The sequence below is a fragment of the Kamptonema formosum PCC 10802 genome (assembly GCF_000332335.1).
Lineage (GTDB): Bacteria > Cyanobacteriota > Cyanobacteriia > Cyanobacteriales > Oscillatoriaceae > Oscillatoria.
On the sequence record NZ_KB235948.1, the window covers coordinates 464033 to 480710 of the forward strand.

The 16678-nt window shown below is 53.7% G+C and carries 14 protein-coding genes and 1 pseudogene; 8 read left to right on the forward strand and 7 right to left on the reverse strand.

Going from position 1 to position 16678, the window contains the following annotated elements; all coding sequences use genetic code 11:
- A pseudogene (locus OSC10802_RS0102015) lies at positions 1-278 on the forward strand (thioredoxin domain-containing protein); the annotation flags it as partial.
- A 328-nt stretch (positions 279-606) separates the two neighbouring features.
- On the opposite strand, the gene OSC10802_RS0102020 reads toward OSC10802_RS0102015, so the two are convergent.
- Complete coding sequence (locus OSC10802_RS0102020; RefSeq protein WP_232731601.1) at positions 607-2604, reverse strand: peptidoglycan D,D-transpeptidase FtsI family protein; 1998 nt, start codon at positions 2602-2604, stop codon at positions 607-609.
- A 274-nt stretch (positions 2605-2878) separates the two neighbouring features.
- Entirely contained in the window at positions 2879-3406 is a 528-nt protein-coding gene (locus OSC10802_RS38305; protein WP_017715120.1) for a hypothetical protein, read from the reverse strand.
- Between the two features lie 428 nt (positions 3407-3834).
- Here OSC10802_RS38305 and OSC10802_RS0102030 point away from each other — a divergent pair, with 428 nt between their 5' ends.
- From OSC10802_RS0102030 to OSC10802_RS0102040, 3 genes are all read left to right on the forward strand, one after another.
- Positions 3835-4137 carry a hypothetical protein gene (locus OSC10802_RS0102030; protein ID WP_155967314.1) on the forward strand — a complete coding sequence of 101 codons (303 nt, stop codon included), beginning with the start codon at positions 3835-3837 and terminating at the stop codon, positions 4135-4137.
- A gap of 323 nt (positions 4138-4460) precedes the next feature.
- Complete coding sequence (locus tag OSC10802_RS0102035; protein ID WP_017715122.1) at positions 4461-5132, forward strand: glutathione S-transferase family protein; 672 nt, start codon at positions 4461-4463, stop codon at positions 5130-5132.
- A gap of 46 nt (positions 5133-5178) precedes the next feature.
- Positions 5179-5487, forward strand: a complete 309-nt coding sequence (locus OSC10802_RS0102040) for a hypothetical protein (protein ID WP_026098090.1) — start codon at positions 5179-5181, stop codon at positions 5485-5487.
- A gap of 2390 nt (positions 5488-7877) precedes the next feature.
- Here the strand turns inward: OSC10802_RS0102040 and ribBA are convergent.
- Positions 7878-9575: a bifunctional 3,4-dihydroxy-2-butanone-4-phosphate synthase/GTP cyclohydrolase II gene (gene ribBA / locus OSC10802_RS0102065; protein WP_017715127.1), complete on the reverse strand. Its 1698-nt coding sequence runs from the start codon at positions 9573-9575 to the stop codon at positions 7878-7880.
- A gap of 293 nt (positions 9576-9868) precedes the next feature.
- Here ribBA and OSC10802_RS0102070 point away from each other — a divergent pair, with 293 nt between their 5' ends.
- Both OSC10802_RS0102070 and argC read left to right on the forward strand, forming a co-directional pair.
- Entirely contained in the window at positions 9869-10714 is an 846-nt protein-coding gene (locus tag OSC10802_RS0102070) for a DNA-methyltransferase (RefSeq protein ID WP_017715128.1), read from the forward strand.
- A gap of 288 nt (positions 10715-11002) precedes the next feature.
- On the forward strand, positions 11003-12061 hold the full coding sequence (gene argC / locus OSC10802_RS0102075; protein WP_017715129.1) for an N-acetyl-gamma-glutamyl-phosphate reductase: 1059 nt from the start codon (positions 11003-11005) through the stop codon (positions 12059-12061).
- 572 nt (positions 12062-12633) lie between these two features.
- Here the strand turns inward: argC and OSC10802_RS0102080 are convergent.
- The gene (locus tag OSC10802_RS0102080) at positions 12634-13113 is read right to left on the reverse strand and encodes a hypothetical protein (protein WP_198525042.1); all 480 of its coding nucleotides are present in this window, start codon (positions 13111-13113) and stop codon (positions 12634-12636) included.
- A 50-nt stretch (positions 13114-13163) separates the two neighbouring features.
- Complete coding sequence (locus tag OSC10802_RS47310) at positions 13164-13439, reverse strand: hypothetical protein (protein WP_017715131.1); 276 nt, start codon at positions 13437-13439, stop codon at positions 13164-13166.
- 208 nt (positions 13440-13647) lie between these two features.
- Here OSC10802_RS47310 and OSC10802_RS0102090 point away from each other — a divergent pair, with 208 nt between their 5' ends.
- Positions 13648-13827, forward strand: coding sequence for a ribbon-helix-helix domain-containing protein (locus OSC10802_RS0102090; protein ID WP_017715132.1), 180 nt, complete (start codon positions 13648-13650; stop codon positions 13825-13827).
- A gap of 7 nt (positions 13828-13834) precedes the next feature.
- On the opposite strand, the gene OSC10802_RS48595 is transcribed toward OSC10802_RS0102090, so the two are convergent.
- Positions 13835-14077, reverse strand: a complete 243-nt coding sequence (locus OSC10802_RS48595; protein WP_155967316.1) for a hypothetical protein — start codon at positions 14075-14077, stop codon at positions 13835-13837.
- A 582-nt stretch (positions 14078-14659) separates the two neighbouring features.
- On the opposite strand from OSC10802_RS48595, the gene OSC10802_RS0102105 reads away from it, so the two are divergent.
- Entirely contained in the window at positions 14660-14881 is a 222-nt protein-coding gene (locus OSC10802_RS0102105) for a hypothetical protein (RefSeq protein ID WP_017715134.1), read from the forward strand.
- Positions 14882-15080: 199 nt separating this feature from the next.
- Here OSC10802_RS0102105 and eno read toward each other — a convergent pair whose 3' ends face one another.
- On the reverse strand, positions 15081-16370 hold the full coding sequence (eno, locus tag OSC10802_RS0102110) for a phosphopyruvate hydratase (RefSeq protein WP_017715135.1): 1290 nt from the start codon (positions 16368-16370) through the stop codon (positions 15081-15083).
- Positions 16371-16678: the final 308 nt, after the last annotated feature.

The following is a 16678-nucleotide window of genomic DNA, read 5'->3' on the forward strand; positions in this document are numbered from 1 at the left end:
TGCAAGCCTTCAGCAGTATAATGAGCCGGGCACCGCAAGCGTGTCCAAGCCTGTTTGCCGGTTTAGACTGGTATCGCAACTGCACCCTGATTCGCACTGGAAGGGAGCAGGTAGCTGCGCTTATTCCGCAATACCTGCCGGCGGCTGTTTTGGCGGTGGAGCCAAATTTGCCTGCCGGTGCGGTGGGATTAGTCTGTCAGGGGCTGAGCTGCAACGAGCCGGCTGTTAGTATGGCCCAGTTGGGCGAGCAAGTGCGGCTGAGCCAGACGAGGGGGTGACAGCGATTTTGGTTTGTAGTTGGGCTTCAGCCCAAAAGTTCGTAGTTGGGCTTCAGCCCAAAAGTTCGTAGTTGGGCTTTAGCCCAAAAGTTCGCAGTTGGGCTTTAGCCCAAAAGTTCGCAGTTGGGCTTCAGCCCAAAAGTTCGCAGTTGGGCTTCAGCCCAAAAGTTCGCAGTTGGGCTTCAGCCCAAAAGTTCGTAGTTGGGCTTCAGCCCAAAAGTTCGTAGTTGGGCTTCAGCCCAAAGTTCGCAGTTGGGCTTTAGCCCAAAGTTCGTAGTTGGGCTTTAGCCCAAAGTTCGCAGTTGGGCTTTAGCCCAACTGACCCGATTTATCGCGTCTCTACATCACTCTCCTGTTCCAAATCCGCTGTTTCTTGACTGGGTGGGATGCCGGCAATCGGGATCAGGGCTTCAATGATAGATTTGACAACGGGTGCGGCGACGGCACCGCCACTGCCTCCGAGGGGTTCATCAACGACGACTAAAATTGCGTAGCGGGGAGCATCAGCGGGGACAATTCCGACAAAACTGACAATTTTGGCGTTTTCGTAATAGCCGCTGCCATTAGGGTTAGCTTTCTGAGCGGTTCCTGTTTTGCCGGCAATGCGATATCCTGGAATAGCAGCCGCCTTGCCGGTGCCATCGGTGACTACCGCTTCCATCATCGACAGCACCGCCTTAGTGGTTGTCGGGGAGAAAAGTGGCGTCGGTGGTGGCAATTCCGGCGTCCAGGAGGGTTCGCCGGCACTATTGTACAGCCCGCGCACCACATGGGGCGTAACCAGTTTACCGCCATTAGCCAGGGCGGCGTGCATCTGGATCAGCTGCAGGGGGGTGAGGGAAAACCCCTGACCGAAAGCGGTGGTGGCTGCATTAACCGGAGATGCCAGAAAATCCTGTTGGCTGGCGAGCTGGCTGGCACCCGCTCCCGGCATGTCAATGCTGAGCTGTTTGCCCAACCCCAGGCGTTCCAGCCAGCTGTAGAAAACCTTAGGCCGGATTTTTTGCTCAACTTGTACCATACCGATATTGCTGGAGTATTGCAGGATCTGGCTCAAAGTCAGAGCGCCTCTCCCACCGGCATACTCGTAGTCAGCGTTAGCAATTTGCCAGCCATCGATGTAAATCTCCCCCGAGTCATTAAAGACGCTATCTGGAGTTATAGATTGGGATTCCAAGGCAATGGCGACGACAATCGGTTTGAAGGTGGAACCGGGCTCGTAAGTAACCGTCACTGCCCAGTTATTAAAATGCTCTGAAGTAAAATTATAATATTTGTTGGGGTCGTAGGAAGGCTCTGAAACTAGGGAGAGCAAGGAACCATCCCTGACATCCATGACAATAGCAGTTCCTCGCTTGGCGCTGTACTCCTTCATCTTTTGCTGCAGGGCTGAGCGAGCCGCCTGTTGCAGCCGAGTGTCTACAGTCAGCTGCAAGCGCAGGTCATCGATGGGTAAAAACCCCATTGATTCTTGCTGGACTGTTGCTGCGATCGGGTTGCTTGGATCTGGTGTTATGGAGGGTTCCAGCAAATCCTGCTGGCTGTATTCTACGCCGGCTTGCGGTTTCTTCTCGTTGAGAAAATCAAAGTAGCCGACAATTTCTGCAGCCAGTTCTTGGTGGGGGTAGAAGCGGGAGAATTGCTCCCTCAAGTCTAAGCCATTCAGATTCAGTTGAGCGATGCGAACGCCTACTTCTTGGGGCAGTAATTCGTCAATCAAAATGCCGCTGGGAGCTGTACTGAACTTATCGATTAATTTGCCGGCAGTGAGGTTGAGATTCGCAGGCAGAATCGCCGCCAGCTCAGCCGCAATCTCTGCTGCCGGCTTTTCAAACATTTTGGGGTGGGCGTACAGGGTGTACACTGGCCGGTCAATGGCTAGGATATTCCCTTGCCGGTCAACAATCGGGCGTCGGGGAACAAGCTGCTGCTGGACATCGTGTTGCTGATCCCGGGCTTTATCTGTGAGTTCCTTGCCCTGAATGACTTGTAGCTTGTAAACATTGGCACCCAGCATAAGGGAGCCAGCCATTAAGATTAACCAAACCACTACCAGTCTCATCCTTTGCGCCAGCCCGACTGCATGGACTAGAGCGGTAGATGGCGGCTGCTTTTGGCTGCGGGCGCTTCCCTTGCGCCTTTGACTGGCTCGCCCGGCAGCGCTCCGGCTCGCTTTTCGCTCCAGTTCTGCTTTCCGCTGCGACAGGAAAACGACTCGCGACGGCTGTCGCGAGTTGACCGGCTCTGAATTGGTGCCGGTGTGGGGGCGTTTTGCTCTTCTGCGCCCGCGCCGGTTAAATGATGAGGGCGGCATTGTCGAGGCCATAGTTTTATTGCTCACTCAGGATTTTTAATTTTGGCGTTACCCCTTGACAGAAACGAGCGTCTAGGGTATAATAATCTTTCAGTAAATTGAAAGAAAATCTAAAATTTTTGTGGCTGGGGCTGCGCAGTGAAACCCGTTGTGTTTGTCCCATATGCCCCTAGCCCAAAGCCCCCGACCTGCATCAGGGGCGAAAAGCCCGCCACTCCTTCAGCCCATGCCCTGTTCCAGCACTGCGCCACCCAACCCGCAGATGCCAAAGTTCAGGCGGCGGGCACTAATACCCCAGAGGTTTGGAGGCAGCCTTCTGAGAATTGCCGGCGGGACCGCTCTGGTCGGCTGGGGCGGCCCGATGGCGGGGCGGGGCGGGGTTGAGAAAAATCATCCGGTCTGGGGTGGGGGACACCAGTCCCGACCCTGGATGTTCGGCTTGTTTGGCCAGTTGATTTTTCAGGGTTTCATTGGCAACAGCCAGTTGCCCCTCTTGGCGTCGCAGAGTTTCTAGCTTGCGCGACTGCTGGCGCATCATCTGCTGGGAACAGACCGTCCACCCGTAAACGCTCAAGCAGGCGACCACTAGCAGGAGGGTCAAGACCGAGGAAGCTCGCTGCACGCCAAGGAGCGCTCGCAACCACAGCGGTAGGGTTGCCGGTGCCGGCAGGACTTTAACCGTTTGGCTGGCGGTCCTTGGCGGCACGGCGGTCAGCGTCCTGTTGACAGGAGTCACTTGGGGGGTGCCGGCGGCTGGATCGGGAGTTTGAGACCTTTGGCGGCGCGAACCCGTGGCTCTAAGAGCAGCAGACATAGACTTCACCTATATCGAGTATGGAATTGCCCACCGGGCTGTTGTGGAGTTGATGGCAACTGTCGTATATTGAGGCGCTCGGGGGATTTGTCAGCTAGTTTTCCCCACAAGAGCGAAAAAATCAATCACATCCATAATACCACTGGGCTGTTTTTGCACCGGCCCGCCGGGTTGGGCCCAACCCAGATCCTAGATCCTACCCGGGCGAGATGAATTTCTGTGATATTTTCTGGTAACTGCAGTATCTTATTCATCTAGTGAGCGGATGCCAATTGCCGGCCCCGCGCACTGGACAATCCCACAAATACCGGTTTGGCCCAGTTCCTGGCCACTTGGCCTATAAAAACTGGGCGCAGTAAACACTTTTATTGGAGGATGCCCCTCCTCTATCCCTTACCCGGATGGGGTGTGCGGCGCATAACACTTACATGAACACAAAAATCCTTGGTTTAGCTCTAGCCCTCAGCATGAGTGCCGCTCTCGGAGCCTGCGGCGGCGGCGAAACAGCTCCCCCACAGCCACCGGAGACGAAGACAACCGCACCGACACCGGTGGAGACAGCGAAGCCGCCAGTAACCACCACTCCGACGGCACCTAAAACGGATACAAAAACGGAAGCCAAACCCGGTGAGGGCAAACCGGAAGCCAAACCCGGTGAGGGCAAACCGGAAGCCAAACCCGGTGAGGGCAAAACGGAAGCCAAACCCGGGGAAGGCACCAAGAAACCTTAATAAGTTGGCTGTCGCTCCTCACACATCCCTCGGCACAAGAAAGCCCTCCAGTTTGGCCAGGCGGGTCAAAAGCAGGCCGGTGTGGCAATGGCTGCTGGTCACTTCCCTTGGCCTGTCTCCCAAGAGGGCTAGCAGTGTTAGATCGCCGGTGCGCACGCTGCCAAATTGTTAAATAACAGTCTGTTAACTCAGCAGCTGAAACAGGCTAGTCTTGCCTTCTCCTGAAGCAGGTCTAGCTGTCCTGCCTGAGTTTTTGTGTCTTGCGCCCCATCTTTGACGTGTTGGCTTTCCTTGCTAGTAAGGCTTACTCCTTAATTTATTAAATGCTGCTGTTGCAGTTCAGTACGTCTCATTATTGCCGCAAGGCTCGACTGGCGCTCGGCTACAAGAAAATCCCTTACCGCGTTAAGAATCTAACGCCGGGAGCGCACGCGCTGAAGGTCAAACCGCTGACGGGGCTGACGGCTGTGCCGGTTCTCCTCCCGGAACTCGAAGGGCAGCCGGCAGCGATTGGGGACTCGACGCGAATTTTGCAATTTCTAGAAACGTTCCAGCCAGAACCGGCTTTGTCGCTGCCGGCACTAAGGCTGCAGGCACAAGCTTTGATGCTCGAAGACTGGCTGGATGAAAGTATCGGCACCGCCACCCGATTTGTCTACTACGATTTTCGCGCCGGGGAGGGGAAGCAGATTGACCCTTCTCTATTCAGCCTGCTGCTGATCCAAGTGGTGCGCCGGCAGTACAAGATTAATCAAGCCTCGGCACAGCTGGCGTCTGAGCGTCTCGCCACTGCGCTTGAGTTTTTGTCGTGCCGGTGGATTGACAGCCCCTACTTGGTGGGCGAGCATTTGAGCGTTGCTGATATAGCGGCGGCTGCCCTGCTCAGCCCCCTGGCGCTGATTCCGCAGTACCGGCAGGACTATCCCTGGCTGTTCGAGCGCATCGCCCAAGTCCACCACCTCTGCGGCGAGCCGGTGCCGCCAGGATTGGCGTGAGCGGCATTATACCATAGGGTAAACTTTTTGTCAAGGGAGAAAATCCGTGGGTCGAAAATGTCCCCGCAGGTTTGCAGTCGCGCCCGCCCTGATGTTGGCCTTGGTGGGTTCTGAACCGGCACTCTCGCTACCACCGGCATCTGACGTTCCGGAAGAGGTATTGCGCACAGAGATTTTCACGGCGGCGAGATCGCCGGTGGACGGCAAACCCCTCACTGCCGCCGAGTATGCCGAACTGCAAGCCGAACTCTTAAGCGCGCCAACACCGAGGCTGAACGCGGACGTGCAGCAGCTGATTTTCCTGCTGCGGGTGCGCAAGCTGATTCGCACGATTGTGCCGTTTTCCCCGATTTGAAACCCCCCCCGCTTTGTGACAGGAGTAATCTCGTATGTGAGATGGCCGGTGAGATCCATCCCCTTTATATGATATACTATACTTAAGCGCGCTACAATCTAGTATATCATACAAGCGCTGTATCCCAGCAAATCCGTTTTGTATGATATACTATACTTAAGCGCGCTACAATCTAGTATATCATACAAGCGCTGTATCCCAGCAAATCCGTTCCGTATGATATACTTGGACACAAGCAACTCCGGTTCAAATTAACATGGCTGAAGTGCTTGCCTCGCAAAAGGTTTGTGTCGAAAATCCCTCAATTTCCGCTTAAACAGTTTCGACGCACCCCCGGGCTCGGGGAAAAACGAACTCTTCTCTTTTCAAGCTGCCGGCGGGGCGAACTGAAAATCTTCACGTGGATTTATTAAATTTAACATGGCTGAAGTGCTTATAAGATAAGGGATGCAATATCAAAAATTACTCTATTTACGCTTAAACAGTTTGTATGCACCCCCGGGCTCGGGGAGAAACGGATAATTCTCTTTTCAAGCTGCCGGCGGGCCTCACTGAAAGTCTTCACGCGGATTTATTAAACTTAACACGGCTAAAGTACCTATGGGCAAAGGGTTACATAGTCAAAAATTACTCAATTTCCGCTTAAATAGTTTGGATGCACCCCGGGCTCGGGGAGAAACGAACTCTTCTCTTTTTCCCTGCCGGCGGAGCGCACTGAAAGTCTTCACGCGGATTTATTAAATTTTACACACCTGAAGTGCTTAGAGGATAAGGGATGCAATATCAAAAATTACTCAATTTCCGCTTAAACAGTTTGGATGCACCCCCGGTTTCGGGGAGAAACGAACTCTTCACTTTTCCCCCAGCCGGCGGGGCTGACTAAAAGTGTTCACGCGGATTTATTAAACTTAACACGGCTAAAGTGCTTATGTAAAAAGGGTTACATGGTCAAAAATTACTCAATTTCCGCTTAAATAGTTTGGATGCACCCCCGGGTTCGGGGAGAAACGAACTCTTCTCTTTTTAAGCAATTTCCGCTTAAACAGTTTGGATGCACCCCCGGGTTCGGGGAGAAACGAACTCTTCTCTTTTTAAGCTGCCGGCGGGCCGCACTGAAAGTTTTCACGCGGATTTATTAAACTTAACACGGCTGAAGTGCCTATGGGCAAAGGATTACATGGTCAAAACTTACTCAATTTCCGCTTAAATAGTTTGGATGCACCCCCGGGTTCGGGGAGAAACGAACTCTTCTATTTTTAAGCTGCCGGCAGGGCGCACTGAAAGTCTTCACGCGGATTTATTAAAATTTACACGGCTGAAGTGCTTATGGGGGAAAAGATGCAATATCAAAAATTACTCAATTTCCGCTTAAATAGTTTGGATGCACCCCGGGCTCGGGGATGAACGAACTCTTCTCTTTTCAAGCTGCCGGCGGGACGCACTGAAAGTTTTCACGCGGATTTATTAAACTTAACACGGTTAAAGTGCCTATGGGCAAAGGGTTACATGGTCAAAAATTACTCAATTTCCGCTTAAACAGTTTGGATGCACCCCCGGGCTCGGGGATGAACGAACTCTTCTCTTTTCAAGCTGCCGCCAGGGCGAACTGAAAGTCTTCACGCGGATTTATTAAACTTAACCCGGCTGAAGTGCTTATGGTCGAAGAGTTACATAGTCAAAACTTAATCAATTTCCGCTTAAACAGTTTCGACGCACTCCCGGGCTCGGGGAGAAACGAACTCTTCACTTTTCCCCCAGCCGGCGGGGCTGACTAAAAGTGTTCACGCGGATTTACTAAACTTTACAGAACTGAAGTGCTTATTAGCAAAGGGTTCTATAGTCAAAATTTACTCAATTTCCGCTTAAACAGTTTGGATGCACTCCGGGCTCGGGGATGAACGAACTCTTCTCTTTTCAAGCTGCCGGCGGGACGCACTGAAAGTTTTCACGCGGATTTATTAAACTTAACACGGCTAAAGTGCCTATGGGCAAAGGGTTACATAGTCAAAAAATACTCAATTTCCGCTTAAACAGTTTGGATGCACCCCCGGGTTCGGGGATGAACGAACTCTTCTCTTTTCAAGCTGCCGGCGGGGCAAACTGAAAGTCTTCACGCGGATTTATTAGAATTAATACAGCTGAAGTGCTTGTCGGACAAAGGGTACATGGTCAAAAATTACTCAATTTGCGTTTAAACAGTTTGTATGCACCCTCCCGGGTTGGGGAGAAACGGATAATTCTCTTTTCAAGCTGCCGGCGGGATTTATCGCCTGTGCTTATAGCGTCGAATGCCGGCACGACATCTAGAAACCAGGAAACTTAAAGCACCCTGGTTTCTTGCCGGCAAGCTTAATTGTGCCGGCCTCTTTACCGCAAATAGCAGCTGCATGTCAACTCAGATCCGCGATGTCTTGAGCGAAAGTGTAAATCGTTTGAGTTTCCAGGCGATCGCAGACAGAAGACGGTAACTGGCTGAGGGGGAAGCTATGCCGGCTCAGGTGCACGCCCAGATTCGTCAGGGGATCGGCACCGGCAGACACCAGGAATTCAAGTTGCCACACTTGCGGCTCCCTGGCCAGCTGGTCGAGGATTTGCCCGATCGCTTTGACGTAGGGATGGCTGGGCTGCCGGTACCAGTCAGTTGCGGCCAAGTGCGGCTGGTCGAAACCCAAGTGGACAGTCAGAGAGGGTTTGCCAAACAGGGGCAAAATCACCGGTCGCGTTTCTTCCTGCAGCAGCAGGTGGTGCTCCGCCGCCAAATTCCGCAGTTGTTCCAAGCGCTCAAAGCGATCCGCAACCGGCAGCAAATCGTCAGTCCAGTGAATGGCCACTGTTACCAGATAAGTCTGCAACAGCATGTGACCCAGCTTTTGCGCCTTAGTGGCGAGATAGCTGCAGTTGTACAAATTGGCCTCAATCAGCAGCGGCACCCTGTCCACAATCTCCAAACCGTAACCCTTCAACCCTGCAATCTTGCGGGGGTTATTAGTAATCAGGCGGATTTTGCTGACGCCCAAATCGTTCAGCATTTGCGCCCCCACACCATAGTTGCGCAAATCGGCAGGGAAACCGAGGCGCTCATTGGCCTCTACGGTATCCAGCCCCAAATCCTGCAGCGAATAGGCTTTTAGCTTATTAATCAGGCCAATTCCCCGACCTTCTTGGCGCAGGTAGACCACTACGCCGCTGCCGGCATTTTCAATCATCTTCAGCGCCGCAATTAGCTGCATGCGGCAGTCGCAGCGCAGCGATCCCAGGGCGTCGCCGGTCAGGCATTCCGAGTGAACGCGCACCATTACCGGCTTGTCGTGAAAATCCGCCGGCTCCCCTTTAACGATAGCAACATGCTCGCTACTGTCTAGCAAGTTGCGGTAAGCGTATATGTGGAACTGACCGAACTCTGTCGGCAAAAGGGCCACCGTCTCGCGGCAGACAAACCGCTCGTGTTTGAGACGGTAGCTGATTAAGTCGGCGATACTGATAATTTTCAGGCTGTGGGTGCGGGCGTACTCGACCAACTGGGGCAGTCTCGCCATCGAACCGTCGGGATTTTGGATTTCGCAGATCACACCGGCAGGATACAGACCGGCCAGTCTGGCCAAGTCCACGCCGGCTTCCGTATGGCCGGCGCGCCTCAAGACGCCCCCTTCCTTGGCCCGCAGGGGAAAGATGTGGCCCGGTCGGCGCAGGTCGCTCGGTCGCGTGCTCGGGTTGATAGCGGCTTGGATGGTGCGGGACCTGTCCTCCGCTGAGATGCCGGTGGTGACGCCCAAGTGGTGCCCCGCGTCAATGCTGACGGTAAACGCCGTCTGGTCAAGGGCGGTGCTGCTGGCCACCATTAATGGCAAGTCCAGCTCATCCAAGCGTTCGCCGGTCATGGCCAGACAAATCAGACCCCGCGCGTATACTGCCATGAAATTAATCGTGTCGGGGGTGGCAAACTGGGCGGCGCAGATGACGTCGCCTTCGTTTTCCCGGTTTTCATCATCCACCACCACGACACACCGGCCCGCCTTGAGGTCTGCCAGGGCGGCGTCAATGGAGTCAAATTCCACGGATTGAGTTGAGGGGGGGAGGGTGCTTTCCACAGAGAGTTCCAGCCGAGCGCTAATCTTAAGTTTTTTTATAGATCCTATTCAATTGTACCGCGTTTGCAGGGGCGAGAGGCTTGACCCGCCCAGCTGAGGGCGGTTGCTGGGGGCCGGTGCGCCGTTTGTAGTTGGGCTAAAGCCCTGCAGTTTGTAGTTGGGCTAAAGCCCTACAGTTTGTAGTTGGGCTAAAGCCCTACAGTTTGTAGTTGGGCTAAAGCCCTCCCGCGTTGGGTGTATATTTAATGTTCTAGCTCTAAAAACGGGTGAATACCCCGAGGGGGAAGTCTCTCATGCTGTTGACTGACATGGTTCGACTTTTGGGCCAACCCTACTTCCAAGCTCCCAACTGCCTTATTTATCACGCTGATTGCTTAGAGGCAATGGCAAAGCTGCCCGATGAGTGCGTGAATCTAACTGTTACCAGTCCGCCCTATAATATAGGGAAAGAGTATGAAAAACCCCTGCCGCTAGATGAGTATTTAAATTGGTGCGAGCGCTGGATAGCAGAGATTTACCGGCTCACTCTTCCCAGGGGAGCTTTCTGGCTCAATTTGGGCTATCTGTCAGTGCCCAGTCGGGCGAAGGCGATTCCGATTCCCTACCTCCTTTGGGACAGAGTTCCTTTTTACCTGATTCAGGAGATTGTCTGGAACTATGGGGCTGGCGTTGCCGGCAGCAAGTTCTTCTCGCCGCGCAATGAAAAGTTTCTATGGTATGTTAAAAATTATGAAGATTATACATTTAACCTTGACGAAGTTCGCGACCCTAATGTAAAATATCCCAAGCAGAAGAAAAATGGCAAAATAAAGGTCAACCCGAAAGGCAAAAACCCAACAGATGTCTGGGAGTTTCCCAAGGTGACTTCTGGCAAAAACCGCTCATCACAAGAGCGCACGTCTCATCCGGCTCAATTTCCTGTTGCGGTCATCGAACGCATCGTCAAGGCTTCATCCAACCCCAATGAGGTGGTTCTCGATCCCTTTCTCGGTTCGGGAACGGTTGCGGCTGTCGCTTTAAGTTTGCAGCGCTCTGTCATTGGATTTGAGATTCGCCAGGACTACTGCGATATTGCGGCTAGCCGAATTGAGGATTCGTTGAACCAACAGCAATACAGGGCGGAATTCAGCAGATTGTAGAGCCGGCTGCACAGAGGCGAGATCCTTTGGCTAGCAGTCAGCAACTAATTACAGCCAACCCCAGACAGCTCTCTTCTTGTCCTCCCTCTGCGCCCTCTGTGCCCTCTGCGGTTTATAAAATCAATACTTCTGACCCCCTCAGCGATCATTTGTATACGGGGATACACTTTACGGCGGGGCAGGTGTCCTCGGGTGTGCGAGAGAGAAAGTAGCTCTCTACAGGACAACCTGGGATAAAATGCTTCCCGAGCTAAACTATCAAAGAAAACGCTATACGGGAAAAGCATTATGGATGATTTAGGGCAGGTGCCGGTTGGGATAGTTGGGGCGTCTGGGTATGGCGGGGTGCAGCTGGTGCGGCTGCTGATGGATCACCCAAAGCTGAAACTGGCTTATCTGGGGGGCGAAAGCAGTGCCGGCAAGCCTTTCTCGGATCTTTACCCCCACTTGGGACACGCGGTTAGCCTGCCGGTGGAGCCCATAGACCTAGAAACCATTGCTGGGCGCTGTCAAGTGGTGTTCCTGTCGCTACCGAACGGTTTGGCCTGGAAAATGGCACCGGCACTGCTGGAAAAAGGGTGCAAGGTTCTCGATCTCTCCGCTGACTACCGATTTGCCAACTTAGACACCTATAAGGCGTGGTACGGCGGCGAGCGCACCGATAAAGAAACAGCAGCTACAGCTGTTTACGGTTTGCCGGAACTTTACCGCGACCGGATTAGGGAAGCCCAGCTAATCGGCTGTCCCGGCTGCTATCCTACCGCCAGCCTCCTGGCGCTGTCGCCCCTGCTCAAACAGGGTTTAATTTTGACGGAAACTGCCATTATTGACGCTAAATCTGGCACCTCTGGCGGCGGGCGGCAAGCCAAAACCAATATGCTGCTCGCGGAAGCGGACAACTCCCTGGGCGCGTACAGTGTTGCCCGCCACCGGCACACTCCAGAAATTGAGCAAATTTGCAGCGATTTGGCCGGTCACGAAGTTTTGGTGCAGTTTACCCCGCACCTGATTCCGATGGTGCGCGGGATTTTAGCCACGGTTTACGCCACCCTGCGCGATCCGGGGCTGGTGCGGGAAGATTTAATTACGATTTTCTCCGCTTTCTACCGCTCCTGTCCTTGGGTGAAGGTTTTGCCCGCCGGCGTCTACCCCCAAACCAAGTGGGCTGCCGGCACCAATCTCTGCTATATCAGCGTGGAAGTTGACCCGCGCACTGACCGCGTTATCGTTATGTCAGCAATTGATAACTTGATTAAGGGTCAAGCCGGTCAAGCTATCCAGTGTGTTAATTTGATCATGGGCTGGAATGAAACTCTGGGATTGCCCCAGATGTGTTTCTATCCCTAATCCGTCGGGGCGCGTTAGAGGGCGGGTTTGGGGGCGGGTTTATTCATGCCCGTCCCGCCCGTCAAAAACATTTCAGGTTCGCCCCGCCCTTATCGCTGATTTATAAAGAAACAGTGAAGCCACAAGGAACACCATTCTTACTTAACAGTGACTTTATAAATCAGCTTTCAGAATCGCGCTCCCCACAGATATAAAAATAGACAGATCGGGAATGGACAAGGCATCTCACTTGCCAGTCGGGTGAGGCACAGGCGAGACGCTGGTCCTACGTCCTAACCCAAGGTACAGGAATCGGCGAGACGCAGGTCCTGCGTCCTAACCAAAGTGGCTACTGATATAGCAGTATGCACTTAGGTTAGAACATTAGACCTTCAGGGGGGGCGGGACGCCTGCCCTACGTCTATATCCCAGTAGTAATATGGGTTAGGACAATAGGAGCAGGACTGGGGGGGTGCAAAAGAGGCCGAAATGTACGAACCTAAGTGCCTAGTGCTATATATCTACACTCAATCCGCCCTTGGGGGATTATTTGGGATTCCCCAGTTCCGCCAGCGCTCCTTAGAGTGGCCACCCTACAGGGAGACTCTCACACCGGCATGTCGGGCCAAAAATCGAATGGCGTCAGCTGTGGTTTCAAATTCTCGACTCGTGAATGCGCGAGGCGTGAACGCTTCGATGCCGGTCACATCCCGAGCTTCCCTGAGGCGACCGAGCGAGCGAACTTTTGGCCCACCGCCGCTCTGCTGTTTGGTGAAAAGCTCGCGCTCGCTTATATCCGAGGGATCGGTTGCCTTCAGCCAAAATCCTTTCGGGCACTGTTTCTCATCTATATAAATGCGCCCTACCGCTCCTGGGAGAGCGCCCGCTTGGGCTGGCTCATCCGCCTTGTCGAGCTCAACGGCAAATGGGGGCAGCGCTTTGATGTGCTCGCAAGCCGGCTTTTTCCCCGATTCATCTAGCTGCGAAGCGGCGAACGCTGCGCAACTGCAAGCATCGAAGTTGAGTTTGTACTGCTTGCCGGTTGCCAGATCCGTGCAGATGGCGGTAGCCAAACTTGAAGTGAAAGCCTTGGGAGCATCCCGGTTGTGCAAAGAAGCCCATATCAATGCGACAATGATTTCAACAGGGGGCAGGAGGAGAGGATTTTTGGCCAGCTGAATCCCGGAAACGGGATTGAAAGAAAGCCTTGGAACTTGGCGCGAGCGATAAATGTGGCCCAGCGCCGCCCTGTCCCTTTACACACAAACTTGGCCCACGGGCACTTGTTGCGCAGCATCATGCGGACTTCCAGGACTTCCGAGGCGATGTCCTCCAGGACGCAGGACATGACGTGGATCAGGCTTTCCCAAGATTCGAGGTTGAGGATGCAGTCAATCATTGCTATAATCCTTGGTAATCTATAATCCTTAATAGATGTTCGGGCCGGGCCATCAACCCGGCGCTTTTTTTCACATTCACATTGTAGAGCGTATACATTTGCCTGTCAAATTAGATAAAGCAATGGGGTAGCTCTGAACAATAAGAAAAACTTATGAAAACAGGGCGAATGATGAGTTAGGATAGAAAAGAAGAGAAGAGGGAACTGTATGGACACACATAAATTTCAATCTTTAGGTGTGGGCTTGCGTTACAAGCAAAAGCCCGTGTCGGTGATGCTTCCTCCTGAGCTTGATAACAGAATTAGAGCTTTGCCCAACCGTTCGGAGTTTATTAGACAGGCTATTGCTGAGAAGTTTGCCAGAGAGGATCAGGAGCAATTATCTTAATGTAGGTTCATCTCCATGAACTTAATCCACTCAAGCCTTTCGCCATCTCACCTGTGGAATTGGGGGATGTTCCTGTACAGAGGTAGAAAATTAACTGTTTTTGCGGGGCTTTGAACCGGCAGCGGGCGACCGATGTGGCCAAAGGTCGCCCCGCCGCCGGCACGAACACAGCCCACCGGCACCTGATGCGCAGCATCATGTGGACTTCCAGGACTTGAGGAATGATGTCCTGCAGCACGCAGGACATCACGCGGAGAGGACTGTCCCAAGATTCGAGGTTGAGAGAGAAAATTTAATCTCGGATTTTCAGGGCCAAGCCGGAGAGCGTGATATACTACACACAGAGATTTGAGGACAGCCCTATTGGCCAGATAGTGGCTCTTTGAATTTTCCACTGTCCCAATTGCGGGTTTATGCTATCGCAGGACTGGAATGGCGCTTTTAGGATGTTCCTGAAAGCTTTGCGGGATACCGCCTCTATCATCTTTGACGGGGATAGTGCTATCGCTGCATTGTCCGGTAATATCCGGAACAATGTCGCGTAAATGTATCAGCGCACGAGCGTGATTGCGATAATTCTCCTTGTGTGTTTTGTTCCGTTCCGGGTTTGCGGCCCGGTGTTTTTTTTGGGGGGGGAACGGCCAGCTTTCGCGCCCAGCAGGCCATCCAATCGGTTGCCCGCTTCCTGTGCCGGTGTCCCAGCACTCTTCTATTAAATTACATATCGCGACCCTGCACACCCCTTAAAAAACTCTAACTTTTAGCCCTTTTGCCTTGGAATAACTTCTAAACTTAACGGATTACCTCTAAAAGACAAATATATAAAGTAAAGATGCCAAGGAAAAAGCCTCCAGTTCTTAGCCAGCATGACTTTCAGCCTATTGGCGAACAAGCGATGGCTGACAGGCCAGTAGTGGTTCGCGTACCGATTGCTATTCGCGAACAGGTTGACCAGTTGCCTAAAAACAGGCGCTCAGAACTGTTAAGACAGTGGATAGAACAAGGGTTGAAGCAGTGGAATGAGATGGGGGGCGGTGGGGAAGAAGAGCAGTGAGCGCTCTGGCTCTTGCTGGGCCTTTATGTGCGTGGCCGGACCGGCCCCTTTCCAGAGCCATCTCGCTGGGAGCAAGTGGGTGCGCCAGTGGCAGCATCGAAAGCAACAGGGCACTCCGATGGATTTTCAAAGCAACACCGGCGCAAAGCGCGGAAGGGGGAGGGGCGCTGCAGCGCCGCACCCCCAGAAGACTCACCGATTACTTAGATCCCTTTGGCCCAAGACCGGCAGCACCGGCATAAACAGCGCGGTCGCCCAATTCATCCTCAATGCGCAGCAGGCGGTTGTATTTGGCCACGCGCTCGCTGCGGCACAGAGAGCCGGTTTTAATCTGACCGGCACGAGTCGCCACAGCCAAATCCGCAATCGTCGTATCTTCCGTCTCGCCCGAACGGTGACTGATAATCGAGCGGAAACCGCTGCGGGTTGCCAGCTCAATAGCTTCCAGCGTTTCAGTCAAAGACCCGATTTGATTGAGCTTAATCAAAATCGCGTTGCCGGCACCGGTGTCGATGCCCTTTTTCAACCGGCTGGGGTTAGTGACAAACAAATCATCCCCCACCAGCTGCACGCTAGCGCCCAGCTTTTGCGTCAGCAGCTGCCAGTTGCTCCAGTCCTCCTCGTGCAGCCCATCCTCAATCGAAACAATCGGGTACTGGCTGGTGAGCTTAGCCAGATAGTCTATCATCTCCGCCGGCTCGTGAGCGCTGCCCTCATAGACATACTTCCCATCCTTGTAGAACTCGCTCGCCGCCACATCCAGGGCCAAAGCCACTTGCTCGCCCGGTTTGTAGCCAGCTTTTTCAATCGCCGCCACCAGCAATTCCAGCGCCGCCTGATTGGACTCCAGATTGGGGGCGAAACCGCCCTCATCGCCGACGCCGGTGAGCAATCCCTTCTCATCGAGCACCTTGCTGAGAGAGGCGAACACCTCCGCACCCCAGCGCAGCGCTTCCCGGAACGAAGACGCCCCCACCGGCACAACCATAAACTCCTGAAAATCCACATTATTCGCTGCGTGGGCACCGCCGTTAATCACATTCATCAAAGGCACCGGCAGCAGATTGGACAGCGGAGAGCCCAGATAGCGGTAAAGCGGGATTCCCAGGACATCAGCGGCGGCTTTCGCAGTTGCCAGAGAAACCGCCAGAATAGCATTAGCTCCCAGATTAGACTTATTAGCAGACCCATCCAACTCAATCATGGTGCGGTCTACCAGCGCTTGCTCGAGGGCGTCGAGTTCCTGCAACTTAGGGGCGATTTTGTCCCTGACATTTTCCACAGCCTTGAGGACACCCTTGCCTCCGTAGCGGTTCTTGTCCCCATCCCGCAACTCGTGAGCTTCAAACGTGCCGGTGGAAGCGCCGCTGGGAACCTGGGCCAGTCCCCCGTAACCGCCCGCTAAGTACACTTCCGCTTCTATCGTGGGGCGTCCCCGCGAGTCAAGAATTTCTCGTGCCTTAATCGATTCAATCGCGGTGTCTTGCATGTCGATCCTTCCCTATTACAACCTCTGACAGCAGGATTGCCGGCGGGACACACCCCGGGTGTGCCGTGCGGCGGGCAAGCCTGAAGAGGAAATCGTCCGATTGTTAGGATAAGGGGCTTTCAGCGGGGGAGCCGGTGAAATTAACAATCTTTGCGGATCTGCCGGTGTGGGGCACCCCGGTCCTACGGAGCCGCTTCGCGTGCCGCATGGGGCATAAGGCATAGGGCATAGGGCATGGGGCATGGGGCATAGGGCATAGGGGCTGCACCAATCTGGGGGAACCCGGCACCCCAACCCCCTCCTCGTGC